Annotated in this window: 13 protein-coding genes and 1 rRNA gene; 9 read left to right on the forward strand and 5 right to left on the reverse strand. The window is 68.9% G+C overall.

What is annotated here, in order from left to right:
• Positions 1–131 precede the first annotated feature (131 nt).
• Entirely contained in the window at positions 132–890 is a 759-nt protein-coding gene (locus tag FHS44_RS29240) for an SOS response-associated peptidase (protein WP_184720423.1), read from the reverse strand.
• Positions 891–950: 60 nt separating this feature from the next.
• On the opposite strand from FHS44_RS29240, the gene aroA reads away from it, so the two are divergent.
• Entirely contained in the window at positions 951–2228 is a 1278-nt protein-coding gene (aroA, locus tag FHS44_RS29245; protein ID WP_184720425.1) for a 3-phosphoshikimate 1-carboxyvinyltransferase, read from the forward strand.
• Between the two features lie 40 nt (positions 2229–2268).
• The gene (rsgA, locus tag FHS44_RS29250) at positions 2269–3282 is read left to right on the forward strand and encodes a ribosome small subunit-dependent GTPase A (RefSeq protein ID WP_184720502.1); all 1014 of its coding nucleotides are present in this window, start codon (positions 2269–2271) and stop codon (positions 3280–3282) included.
• An 11-nt stretch (positions 3283–3293) separates the two neighbouring features.
• Here rsgA and FHS44_RS29255 read toward each other — a convergent pair whose 3' ends face one another.
• Positions 3294–3737: a DUF4442 domain-containing protein gene (locus FHS44_RS29255; protein ID WP_184720427.1), complete on the reverse strand. Its 444-nt coding sequence runs from the start codon at positions 3735–3737 to the stop codon at positions 3294–3296.
• Positions 3738–3858: 121 nt separating this feature from the next.
• On the opposite strand from FHS44_RS29255, the gene hisN reads away from it, so the two are divergent.
• The 6 genes from hisN (at position 3859) to FHS44_RS29285 (ending at position 9537) form a co-directional block, all read left to right on the forward strand.
• On the forward strand, positions 3859–4662 hold the full coding sequence (hisN, locus tag FHS44_RS29260) for a histidinol-phosphatase (RefSeq protein ID WP_184720429.1): 804 nt from the start codon (positions 3859–3861) through the stop codon (positions 4660–4662).
• A gap of 345 nt (positions 4663–5007) precedes the next feature.
• Entirely contained in the window at positions 5008–6129 is a 1122-nt protein-coding gene (pstS, locus tag FHS44_RS29265) for a phosphate ABC transporter substrate-binding protein PstS (protein ID WP_184720431.1), read from the forward strand.
• Between the two features lie 4 nt (positions 6130–6133).
• On the forward strand, positions 6134–7114 hold the full coding sequence (gene pstC, locus FHS44_RS29270) for a phosphate ABC transporter permease subunit PstC (RefSeq protein ID WP_184720433.1): 981 nt from the start codon (positions 6134–6136) through the stop codon (positions 7112–7114).
• Positions 7111–8001, forward strand: coding sequence for a phosphate ABC transporter permease PstA (pstA, locus tag FHS44_RS29275; RefSeq protein WP_184720435.1), 891 nt, complete (start codon positions 7111–7113; stop codon positions 7999–8001). Before pstC ends, pstA begins: the two co-directional genes overlap by 4 nt.
• A gap of 15 nt (positions 8002–8016) precedes the next feature.
• Positions 8017–8793, forward strand: a complete 777-nt coding sequence (gene pstB, locus FHS44_RS29280) for a phosphate ABC transporter ATP-binding protein PstB (RefSeq protein WP_184720437.1) — start codon at positions 8017–8019, stop codon at positions 8791–8793.
• Between the two features lie 24 nt (positions 8794–8817).
• Positions 8818–9537 (forward strand): response regulator transcription factor, encoded by a 720-nt coding sequence (locus FHS44_RS29285; RefSeq protein ID WP_184720439.1) that lies wholly within the window; start codon positions 8818–8820, stop codon positions 9535–9537.
• On the opposite strand, the gene FHS44_RS41185 is transcribed toward FHS44_RS29285, so the two are convergent.
• Positions 9510–10334 carry a serine hydrolase gene (locus FHS44_RS41185; RefSeq protein WP_312863852.1) on the reverse strand — a complete coding sequence of 275 codons (825 nt, stop codon included), beginning with the start codon at positions 10332–10334 and terminating at the stop codon, positions 9510–9512. The two genes, FHS44_RS29285 and FHS44_RS41185, sit on opposite strands and share 28 nt — an antisense overlap.
• Before the next feature lie 277 nt (positions 10335–10611).
• Positions 10612–11499, reverse strand: coding sequence for a phenylalanine 4-monooxygenase (locus tag FHS44_RS29295; RefSeq protein WP_184720443.1), 888 nt, complete (start codon positions 11497–11499; stop codon positions 10612–10614).
• A gap of 120 nt (positions 11500–11619) precedes the next feature.
• Here FHS44_RS29295 and FHS44_RS42455 point away from each other — a divergent pair, with 120 nt between their 5' ends.
• Positions 11620–12087, forward strand: coding sequence for an Lrp/AsnC family transcriptional regulator (locus FHS44_RS42455; protein ID WP_184720445.1), 468 nt, complete (start codon positions 11620–11622; stop codon positions 12085–12087).
• Positions 12088–12218: 131 nt separating this feature from the next.
• Here FHS44_RS42455 and rrf read toward each other — a convergent pair.
• Positions 12219–12306 (reverse strand): 5S ribosomal RNA (rrf, locus tag FHS44_RS29305); the annotation flags it as partial.

Raw genomic sequence — 12306 nt, forward strand, 5'->3', positions numbered from 1 at the left:
CCCCGACTTCTCCCGTCAGGCGGCAAGACGATGGGATCTGCGGGCGGCTGCCCCACCTGTGGCGCCGTGAGGCATCGCTCCCTCAGCGGATGCCCACCACGGAGGGTTTCCACACCGTTTACCGAGATTTTTCAGAACAGCGCCTGGCCGCGTTCCTCCTCGGGGAGCGGCTCCACGAGTTCGGGGCCGTTGTTGCGCACCGAGTTCACCGCGCTGGAGACCGGATAGGCCGTCAGGGTCGCGGAGACCGCGGGCACCAGGAACTCCTTGGCCTCGGGGACCCCGGGGTCGAGCCACTCCGCCCAGCGGTCCCGCTCGATCAGCATCGGCATCCGCTCGTGGATGGCGCCCAGCTCGTCACGTGCCGTGGTGGTGATGACCGCGCAGGTCGTCAGCCACGCCAGCGGGTCGTCCTCGGCCCTGCCCTTGTCGCGCCAGAACTCGTAGATCCCCGCCATCGCCATGACCTCGCCGTCGGTGGGGTGGATGAAGTAGGGCTGCTTCTTCGGCCTCCTGGCCGTCCCATCCTCGTCGAGCACCGCCCACTCGTAGTAGCCGTCCGCGGGCAGCAGGCACCTGCGCTGGGCGAACGCCTTGCGGAAGGACGGCTTCTCCGCGATCGTCTCGACCCGCGCGTTGATCATCTTCGAGCCGATGGACGGGTCCTTCGCCCAGGCCGGGACCAGCCCCCACCGCAGGACCCGCAACTGGCGCACCGCCCGGTCGCCGGGCCCCTCCTTGGGCACACGGCTGAGCACGGCGTAGACCGGCTTGGTCGGCGCGACGTTGTAGTCAGCCCCGAGGTCCTCGTCCGCGGCGCCGTCCAGTTCGACCTCGAACTCCTCAAGCAGCTCCTGCTTCGGTCGCGTAGATGCGTATCTCCCGCACATATCCCCCACCTTGCCACGCCTTCGAAGGCGCGGGGTCCTCATCCCGGTAGGCTTTTGCCCATGTCCGCTCCGCTGTGGCCCGCACCTACCGCGACCGCGCCCGTCCACGCGACCGTCTCCCTACCGGGGTCGAAGTCGGTGACCAACCGCGCCCTGCTGCTCGCCGCGCTGGCCGAGGGCCCAGGCACCGTACGGCGGGCACTGCGCAGCCGTGACTCCGACCTGATGGCCCAGGCCCTGCGGGCGCTCGGCGCCACGATGACCCCGTCCGGCGAGAGCGCCTCCGGCGCCGACTGGACCGTCACCCCCGGCCCGGTGCTCGCCGGGGCGCACATCGAGGTGGGGCTCGCGGGCACGGTGATGCGGTTCGTGCCGCCGATGGCAGCGCTGGCCGACGGCGAGGTCTCCTTCGACGGCGACCCGCACGCGCGCAAGCGTCCCATGGGAGTGATCCTGGGCGCGCTGCGCGCCCTCGGCGCCCAGGTGAGCGGCGACGCGCTGCCGTTCACCGTGCGTGGCCCGCTGACCGGCGGCGAGGTCACGCTCGACGCCTCGGGCTCCTCACAGTTCCTCTCCGGCCTGCTGCTGGCCGGGGCGCGCTTCGACAAGGGCGTCACGGTACGGCACCAGGGCCCGCCCATCCCCTCGCAGCCGCACATCCTGATGACCGTCGCGATGCTGCGCGAGTACGGCGTGCACGTGGACGACTCCGAGCAGGACGTGTGGCGGGTCGAGCCGGGGCCGATCCTGGCCAGGGACTTCACCGTCGAGCCCGACCTGTCGAACGCGGCGCCGTTCCTGGCCGCCGCGATGATCACCGGCGGCTCGGTCACCGTGCCCGGCTGGCCCGAGCGCACGACGCAGCCGGGTGACCAGCTCAGGGGCCTGCTGGCCGACATGGGCGCCTCGGTCGAGCACACCCCGCTCGGCCTGACGGTCACCGGCACCGGAAGCGTCCACGGCATCGAGGCCGACCTGCGCGACGTGGCCGAGCTGACCCCGACGATCGCCGCGCTGGCCGCGCTGGCCGACTCGCCGAGCCGCATCAGCGGCGTCGCCCACATCCGCGGGCACGAGACCGACCGCCTCGCCGCCCTGGTCGCCGAGATCAACGGCCTCGGCGGCGACGCGAACGAGACGGCGGACGGCCTGGAGATCAGGCCGCGTCCGCTCAAGGGCGGCGTCTTCCACTCCTACGCCGACCACAGGATGGCCACCGCGGGCGCGGTGATCGGCCTGGCGGTGCCCGGCGTCGAGGTCGAGGACATCGCGACCACCGGCAAGACCCTCCCCGAGTTCGCCTCCATGTGGGCCGACATGCTGCGGGAGTCGCGTTGATGACCGGACACCGGGCCGAGGGCGGATCGAGGCGGCGAAACTGAGAAAACGGGAGTACGACGAGGACGACGTCAGGATCAGGCCGGGCAAGGGCTCCCGGCCCCGGACGCGGATCCGTCCTGCGCACGAGGACGCGGTCGAGGGCTTCGTCATCGCGGTCGACCGGGGCCGATACACCTGCCTGGTCGAGCCGTCCAGCAGGAAGAAGACCAACCGGATCGTGGTCGCCATGAAGGCCAGGGAGCTGGGCCGCAAGGGCATCGTGGTCGGTGACCGGGTCGCCCTGGTCGGCGACGTCACCGGAAACTCCGACACACTGGCCCGCGTCGTCCGCGTCGAGCCCCGCAGCTCCATGCTCCGGCGTTCCGCCGACGACACCGACAACACCGACGGCATCGAGCGTCCCGTGGTCGCCAACGCCGACCAGCTCGTGATCGTGACGGCCCTCGCCGACCCGCCGCCCCGGCCCCGCATGATCGACCGGATGCTGGTCGCGGCCTTCGACGCCGACATCGAGCCGCTGCTGTGCCTCACCAAGGCCGACCTGGCCTCCCCGGGCGAGCTGGTCTCCCTCTACGCCCCGCTCGGCGTGCCGTACGTGGTGCTGCACAAGGGCGGGGACCTCGACGAGGTCAGGCGGCGGCTCCTCGACCGGGTCAGCGTGCTGGTCGGGCACTCGGGCGTGGGCAAGTCCACCCTGGTCAACGCCCTGGTCCCGGACGCCAACCGGGCCGTCTCCCACGTCAACGCGGTGACCGGCAGGGGCCGTCACACCTCGACCTCGGCCGTCGCCCTTGAGCTGCCCGAGGGCGGATGGATCATCGACACGCCCGGGGTGCGCAGCTTCGGGCTGGCGCACGTCTCGGTCGAGACCGTCCTCGCGGGCTTCCCCGACCTGGTCGAGGGCACCGTCGAGTGCCCGAAGGGCTGCACCCACCTGGGTGAGGAGTGCGCCCTCGACGCCTGGGTCGAGACGGGTCACGCCGACCCCGTCCGCCTCGTCTCACTGCGCCGCCTGCTCGCCAGCCGCGAGGGCGCCGCCGACGACGACTGAGCCCGTACGGCTCAGCGGTTGGGACGCAGGGTCCAGGTGACGCCCACCTCGCAGACCGGGGTGCCGTCCGCCGTACTGACCGTGACCGCGACCTCGAACTCGGGCCGCTCACCGGTGTCCAGCCTGGCCACGACCTCCTCCCTCGACGCCGCCAGGCGTGCCTCGGCGACGACCTCGCCCAGCGCCAGCTTCACGTAGCGGATGGCCGCGCCAACGGCCAGCGGGGTGGCCCGTGTGAGCTGGTCGCCGAAGGCCGACAGCATCGCGGCACCGGAGGCGGACTCGGCGAGGGTGAACAGCGCCCCCGCGTGCGGGCCGCCCACGTGGTTGCGCAGGTCGGGCCGGTCGGGCATGCGCGCGACCGCGAGCCCGGGTTCGATCCTGTCGAAGGTGATGTCCAGCGTCCGTGCGAACGGAACGCTCTGCAGCATGAAGGCACCCACGTCGAACGTCATGTCCGCATGCTACTCGTCGGTAACCCTCGATGTTCCCGACCATCCGCGTGACGCGCCACAATTCCCCCGGATCTTCCCCCATCTCCTATAACCGACCGGTGACGCGATAGCGTGGCCCAACGTGACGGACTACAACGACGACCTACGCCTTGCGCACGTCATGGCCGACGCCGCCGACGACCTGACCATGCGCCGCTTCAAGGCCGTGGACCTGAGGGTCGAGACCAAGCCGGACCTCACACCGGTGAGCGACGCCGACCGCGCGGTCGAGGAGGCCATCCGCAACACGCTCGGCCGGGCCCGGCCGCGTGACGCGGTGATCGGCGAGGAGTTCGGCAACACCGGGCACGGCGCCCGCTCCTGGATCATCGACCCCATCGACGGCACGAAGAACTACGTGCGGGGCGTCCCCGTCTGGGCCACGCTCATCGCCCTGATGGACCAGGACAGGGTCGTCGTCGGCCTCGTCTCCGCCCCCGCGCTCGGCCGCCGCTGGTGGGCCGCCCGTGGCAGCGGCGCCTGGACGGGCAAGAGCCTCACCAAGGCCAGCCGCTGCCAGGTCTCCTCGGTCACCCGCCTTGAGGACGCCTCCTTCTCCTACTCCAGCCTCGGCGGCTGGGAGGAGGCGGGCAGGCTCCCCGAGTTTCTCGACCTGAACAGGGCGGTCTGGCGCAGCCGCGCCTACGGCGACTTCTGGTCCCACGTGCTGGTCGCCGAGGGAGCCGTTGACCTGTCCGCCGAGCCCGAGCTGTCCCCCTGGGACATCGCGGCGCTGACGGTGATCGTCGAGGAGGCGGGCGGCATCTGGACCGACCTGTCCGGAGTCCCCGGCCTGGACGGCGGCAGCCTGGTGTGCAGCAACGGCTCCCTGCACAGCGAGACCCTCAAGCGCCTCGGCGGCGGCCCGCTCACCCTGCCCATCTAGTTTTCGGTCCCGCGGCCACGACCGCCAGGAAGGACCGTTTCCCCGCGCCCGGCGAGGCAGTCAGCCACGGCCGGGCGCCCCGGTGATCACCAGCCGTTCACCTGACGCGTTGGCCTGCCGTTCACGCCCCTCCAGGAACCGTTCATCCGGTTAGACCCCGTCTGGTCGATTCACCTGGGCCGCCGCATGCCCGCCGTACCGGAAGAACGTTCCAAGCGCGGCCAAAGAGACCGCCACGACAGCGACCGGATGCATTCATTTTGCGTTCATCTTTCTACCGGTTTTGAGTCACCTTGCCTCCCTAACCTCCTGAACGTTGAAGGACTTAGTGGGAGGAACCCAACCGTGAAGTATGCAGGCCGGCTCGCCGCGGTCACCCTTGTTGGCGCGCTCTCGCTCGCTGCGTGCGGCACCGATAACAACAACGGCGCCACCAACAGCGCCGCGCCTCCGGCCACCGACCCCTCGTCCGCCGGTTCGGGCAGCGGCGGCCTCAGCGGCACGATCAACGCCGCCGGCTCCTCGGCGCAGGCCAACGCCATCGACGAGTGGAAGAAGAACTTCCAGCAGGCGAACTCGGGGGTCAGCCTCAACTACCAGCCGAGCGGCTCCGGCGCCGGCGTCCAGGCCTTCATCCAGGGCACGGTCGCCTTCGCGGGTTCCGACTCGGCCCTCAAGGCCGACAAGGGCGAGCCCGCCCAGGCCGACGCCCGGTGCAAGACCGGCAAGGCGATCAACCTTCCCATGGTGATCGGCCCCGTGGCCGTGGTCTACAACCTGCCCGGCGTGGACAACCTGCAGCTTTCGCCCAAGACCATCGGTGACATCTTCAACAGCAAGATCACCAAGTGGGACGACGCGGCGATCAAGAAGGACAACCCCGACGCCAAGCTCCCCTCGACGGCGATCCAGGCCTTCCACCGCTCGGACGAGTCGGGCACCAGCGACAACTTCACCAAGTTCCTGTCCAAGACCGCCGGCTGGCCGTACGAGCCCGCCAAGGCCTGGCCCGCCGAGGCCAAGGGGCAGGGCGCCAAGGGCTCCGACGGCATCGCACAGGCGGTCAAGACCGGCGCCGGCGCGATCAGCTACGTCGAGCTGTCCTACGCCGAGAACTCCGGCCTGTCCAAGGCCAAGGTCGCCAACGGTTCCGGCGAGTTCGTCGAGCTGACCCCGGAGAGCGCGGGCAAGACGGTCGAGGCCGCCCAGATCGCCGGTGAGGGCAACGACCTGAAGCTGGACATCGACTACGCGACCAGCGCGGCCGGTGCCTACCCGATCGTCCTGGTGACCTACGAGATCACCTGCGAGAAGGGCCTCCCCGAGGACCAGGCCAAGATCGTCAAGGCGTTCCTGACCTACACCGCCAGCGACGAGGGCCAGCAGGCGCTGGGCAACCTCGGCTACGCCCCGCTGCCGGCGACGCTGGTCGCCAAGGTCCGTACCGCCGTCGAGGCGATCTCCTAAGTCGATGGCGACGTCACTTCGTACTCGCGACGGCGGGTCGGCCACCGGCCGGTCCGCCTCGCGGCGCAGCCGAGGTGAGGCTCCCTTCCGTTACGCCTCGACGGGCGCCGGAATCCTCCTGCTCGCGATCATGGCGGCCATCGCCGTCTTCCTGATCGTCGAGGCGGTTCCCGCCCTCCAGGCCAACCAGGGAAGCTTCCTGGGGACCCTCACCTGGACCCCGAACAACACCGAGCCGTCCTTCGGTATCGCGGCCCTGGCGTTCGGCACCCTGCTCAGCTCGCTCCTCGCCCTGGTCATGGCCGTGCCGGTGGCCGTCGGGGTCGCGCTGTTCATCTCCCACTACGCCCCCCGCCGCCTGGCCGGTGTCCTGGGCTACGTCATCGACCTGCTCGCCGCGGTGCCCAGCGTCATCTACGGCCTGTGGGGCGTCATCTTCCTCGTCCCGCTCGTCCAGGGCCCCTACGAGTTCATCCACGAATACCTCGGGTTCATCCCGCTGTTCGGCGGCGACTCGGTCGGCGGACACTCGATCATGACCGCCTCGATCATCCTCGCGATCATGATCCTGCCGATCATCGCGGCGATCTCCCGGGAGGTGTTCCTCCAGGTGCCGAGGATGCACGAGGAGGCGGCACTGGCCCTCGGCGCGACCCGCTGGGAGGTCATCAAGACCGCGGTGCTGCCCTTCGGACGTCCCGGCGTCATCAGCGCCTCCATGCTCGGCCTCGGCCGCGCCATGGGTGAGACCATCGCCGTCGCCCTCATCTTCCCCGCGACGTTCGGCATCAGCTTCCAGATCCTCGCCCCCGAGGGCAACAGCATCGCCGCCAACATCGCCAACGGATTCGCCGAGGCGGGTCCGATCGGCCGTGGCGCGCTGATCGCCTCCGGTCTGGTGCTGTTCATCATCACGCTGCTGGTCAACACGGCGGCACGCCTGATCGTCGCCCGCCGCAAGGAGTTCTCCGGAGCAGCCGCATGACCGCGATCCAGCACGCGCCCGCGATCCGGCGCATCTCCACGGGAAGACGCGTCAAGGACAAGATCGTCCAGGGACTCGTCTACCTGTCGTTCGCCATCGCCGTCGTGCCCCTGCTGTCCGTCCTCTGGCTCGTGCTCAGCAACGGCTTCGCCAGGCTCAACATGGAGTTCCTGACCCACTCGATGCGCAACATCGGTGCCAGGGACGCGGGCGGCGGCGCCTACCACGCCATCATCGGCACGCTCGAACAGGTCCTGCTGTCCTCGGTCATCTCGATCCCCGTCGGCCTGCTCACCGCGATCTACCTCGTCGAGTACGGCAGAGGCGGACGACTGAGCCGGGCGATCAGCTTCTTCGTCGACGTCATGACCGGCATCCCCTCGGTGGTCTCCGGCCTGTTCATCCTGGCCTTCTGGATCCTCGCCCTGGGCATGCCGTTCTCCGGTTTCGCGGGCGCCCTGGCCCTGTCGATCCTGATGATGCCGACCGTGGTGCGCTCCGCCGAAGAGATGCTCCTGCTGGTCCCCAACGACCTGCGCGAGGCCTCCTACGCCCTGGGCGTGCCCAAGTGGCGGACGATCGTCAAGGTCGTCCTGCCCACCGCGTTCACCGGCATCGTGACCGGCATCATGCTGGCCATCGCCCGTGTCGCCGGTGAGACGGCGCCGCTGCTGCTCACCGTCTTCTTCACCGACTCCATCAACACCGACCCCTTCGACGGGCCGCAGATGGGGTTGCCCCTCTATGTGTTCGACCAGTCGCGCCGTCCCACCGACGTCGCCATCGACAGGGCATGGGCCGGAGCGCTCACCCTCATTCTGATCGTCATGCTGCTCAACCTGGTGGCGCGCCTCATCGGCTGGTGGCGCTCGCCGGCCAGGCGATAGGAAGGAACGTCGCAGATGAGCCAGCAGATCCAGGTTTCGAGCCTCGACGCGTACTACGGCAAGCACAAGGCCATCGAGGACATCTCGATGACGATCGAGCCCCAGTCGATCACGGCCTTCATCGGCCCCTCCGGATGCGGCAAGTCCACCTTCCTGCGGACGCTGAACCGCATGCACGAGGTCATCCCCGGCGCGCGCGTCGAGGGCAAGGTCCTGCTCGACGGCGAGGACCTCTACGCCGCCGACGTCGAGCCGGTCTCGGTGCGCCGCATGATCGGCATGGTCTTCCAGCGCCCCAACCCGTTCCCCACCATGTCGATCTACGAGAACGTGGCGGCCGGCCTCAAGCTCAACGGCAGGTACGCCAGGTCCGAGATGGACGACATCGTGGAGACCTCACTGAAGGGCTCCAACCTCTGGAACGAGGTCAAGGACCGCCTCAACAAGCCGGGAGCGGGCCTGTCCGGCGGACAGCAGCAGCGCCTGTGCATCGCCAGGGCCATCGCGGTCAAGCCCGAGGTCCTGCTGATGGACGAGCCCTGCTCCGCCCTCGACCCGATCTCCACCCTGGCGATCGAGGACCTGATGTCCGAGCTGAAGAACCAGTTCACGATCATCATCGTGACGCACAACATGCAGCAGGCCGCCCGGGTCAGCGACCGTACCGCGTTCTTCAACCTCGCGGGTCAGGGCCAGCCGGGCCGCGTGATCGAGATGGACGACACGTCCCGCATCTTCACCAACCCCAGCCAGAAAGCGACCGAGGACTACATCACCGGCCGCTTCGGATAAACCAACCCCATAAGGAGGACCCGGGTGATCCAGCCGCAGACGGCACCCGAGGTGAGCGGGGACACCCGGACGGCGCCCCTGCTGCTGGTGGCGGATCCGGAATCGGCTCTGGTCCAGGGTCTGGCCAACGCCCTCGAACGCGAGGGAATCGAGGTCATGGGCGTCGCCGACGGCGCCCAGGCCCTGTTGCAGGCCGGGGCGCTCCAACCCGACGTGGTACTCGTCAGCGCCTCACTGCCGATCATCGGCGCGGTGGAGTTCATCCGCGCCGTACGGCTGTCGCGGGCGGTACCCGTCCTGCTGGGCGTGGGAGACAACCACGCCGAGCAAGCCGTACAGGCACTCTCGGCCGGAGCCACCGCGTGTGTGGCCCGGCCGTACCGCGTGCCTGAACTCCTTCCTCTGGTACAGGCCGCCTTCTCCGGAGAGTCTGGCATGCGCCGTACGCTTGTGGTGGGCAACGTGGAGCTCGACGTCAACGCCTACCAGGTCAAGGTCAGCGGGCGGACCGTCCATCTGCCGCTGCGGGAGTTCGAGCTGCTGCACTACCTGATGCGCAACGCGCATCGCACGGTGACCCGGGAGCAGATCATGCGTCACGTCTGGAACTCCACGGACACCACCTCGACCAACACCATCGCGGTGCACGTCAAACGTCTGCGGGCCCGCCTCGGCGACACCGACGACCAGCTGATCCAGACCGTCAGGGGCGTCGGCTACCGACTGGTCGACAAGACCGTCTGATCCTCGGCGCCGGTCGGCGGACGACCGGCGCCGTTCGCGCATCCTCCGCCGCGGAAGGCCGCGAGGACACGCCTGGCCGTACCCTCCGCCACCGCGATGCCCGCGGCCTTGCTCGCCCCGTCCTCGGTCAGTACGGCGACGGCGTAGTCGTGGCCGGGTTCCCGGATCAGGCCGACGCTGGCGATGGCCCAGAGCCTGTTGGCCATGTGGTGCAGCCAGCCGTTCTTCAACGCCACCCGGCTCCCGTCGCAGGCCGCCGCACTGATGCCCCACGCCTGTCTGGCGACCACGTTCCTCATCAGCCTGAGCACCTGTTCACGGTCCCGCTCGGGCAGCAGGTCCCCGTGCCCGGCCAGGATCCGGACGAGCCTGATCTGGTCCGCCACGACCGTCTGCGTGATGCCCCAGCAGTACACCCCCGCGCACCGTCCCGCCGGCGCGTAGGTGTTCCCGAGCCCGAACCTCCGGTTCGCCCGCGCCAGCCCGTCGTGCAGGCCGATGCGCTCGTAGAGCCGGTCGGCCGCCGCGTTGTCGCTGAGCCGGATCATCCTCTCGGCGTCCCGCCTGGCCCGCGCGTCCAGCTCGTGCCAGGGCGTGTCGAGCAGCAGCGCCATCAGGATGTCCATCTTCGAGACACTGGCCGTCGGCAGCCGCAGCTCACCGTGGTAGACGTACGAACGCCCGGTGCCGAGATCACGCACCGCGGCCGCGACCCGCACGCCCCGCCCGGAGAGGAACCGGTCAAGCTCCCGAGTGACCCTCGCCGCCACGACCTTCGGCGCCCTCTGCCGCACCACCGGACTCGTCGAAGGCGCTGGGCTTGCCGACGGGGTGGGAGAGGTGACAGTTCTGGCGGACATCCCGCCCACGGGCCCGCATCCCCATGTAAACCCCACTGTCAGTACGGCAGCCGCCAGGGCGATCCGGCGTGTCATCCTCGTCGTCAGATCGGGGCTTCCCCAGTCCATGATCGAGGTCTATCCCACGGGACGAGGGTGGAAGCCGACGCGGACAAACCCAGCCCGAAGGGTGGACAAGTCCTTGACCGGCTTCCCCTCCGTTGAAGCGGCTCCCTCAGCGGGCGTCGGCGACCAGTCTGGCGATGGACTCGTCGTCACACGTGGCCCAGAATCCCCCGACCACGTCCTCAAGATGGTCCAGAGAGTCAGCCCGGAAGAGAACATCCTGATATTTCGTGATGTCGTAGTGAGTGGTGCCCATACGAGCGATGTCCAGCGGCCGGATGTCCATCCCGCGGAACTCCTCGATCTCCCCGTAGGAGGACAGGATGCCCGCGCCGTACGCCCGCAGCTCGCCCTGGTCGGTCATCACGCCGAACTCCAGGGTGAACCAGAAGACCTTCGAGACGAACTCCAGCGCCGCGTCGCTCTCGACCCGGCGCGCCGCCTCACCCGCCACCCGGTACAGCCGCGCGTACCGGTCCGAGGCCAGCGAGTTGGCATGCCCGATCACCTCGTGGACCACGTCCGGCTCCGGCGTGTAGAGCGGCGTCGAGTGATGCCGGATGTACTGCGTCGAGTGGAAGAACCCGTCGGCCAGCACACCGTAGAACTCACGCAGCGGCACCAACCCCGCCGCGGGGATGTAGCGGAAGCCGGTGAGCGGATACAGCAGCTCACTGACCTCCTGGAGCTGCGGGATCCTGTCTCCGGGCAGACCGAGCCGTTCGACGGCATCCAGATACTCCGCCGTCGCGTACACGCGGTGTTTGGTCGCCAGCTCGCGGCTGACCAACGCCCACACCTCGTGCTCCTGCGGGGTGTACTCGGCCGTCGGGATAGGCGTGCCCGGCACATAGTCGACCGCCAGCGCCGCGATCGCGTTGCGCCGCGCACGATAGACGGGATCGGCGAACCCGGGATGACTGGCGGCCAGCTCGACCTCCACCGTGCCGTCGTCGCGGGTCGCCACCGGTGCGAAGTACTGTGCTTCTTCGAACATATACAAAATGACAGCAATTCCAAGAAACGTTGACAAGAGCGAGCAGTTTTACTACGCGATCCGCGCAAGATCGCATGGTCAGACCTATCTATGACTGGTCATATCGCCTAGTCTGAGTCGGTGTCCATAGACGACCTTGACAGTCGCCTCCTGGTGACGATGCGCGCCAACCCCCGCATAGGCCTCACCGAGCTGGCCCGCCTGCTCGGCGTCGCCAGAGGCACGGTCCAGGCCCGTGTCGAGAAGCTCATCAACCGCGGCGTGATCGCCGACTTCGGCCCGACCGTGACCCCTGAGGGAGTCGGCTACCCCATCCTGGCGTTCGTCTCCCTGCAGATCGCCCAGGGACGCCTCGCCGAGGCCGTCGAGGCCCTACGCCCCGTCCCAGAGATCCTTGAGGTGTACGGCACCAGCGGCCAGGCCGACCTCCTCTGCCGCGTCGTCGCCAGGAGCACCCCCGACCTCCAGGAGATCATCGCCAGGATCCTGGCCTCGCCGGCGGTGCAGCGCACGGACACGACGATCGCCCTGTCCGTCCAGGTCCCCTACCGAATCGAACCCCTCCTACAGACCGCCCCGAACACCTAGAAAGCACAGTCCAGGGAACGGCCCTGTTTTTGGGCACAAAAAAAGGGGGACCGCAGCCCCCCACACACTGTCCACACACGAAAACAAAGGAAGGGCCACCCGTCAACGGGTGACCCTCCCCTATAAAGATTGTCCGGCGGCGACCTACTCTCCCACACCGTCCCCGGTGCAGTACCATCGGCGCTGAAGAGCTTAACTTCCGGGTTCGGAATGTAACCG

It is taken from the genome of Streptosporangium saharense (assembly GCF_014203715.1).
In the GTDB taxonomy this organism is placed as follows: Bacteria; Actinomycetota; Actinomycetes; order Streptosporangiales; family Streptosporangiaceae; genus Streptosporangium; species Streptosporangium saharense.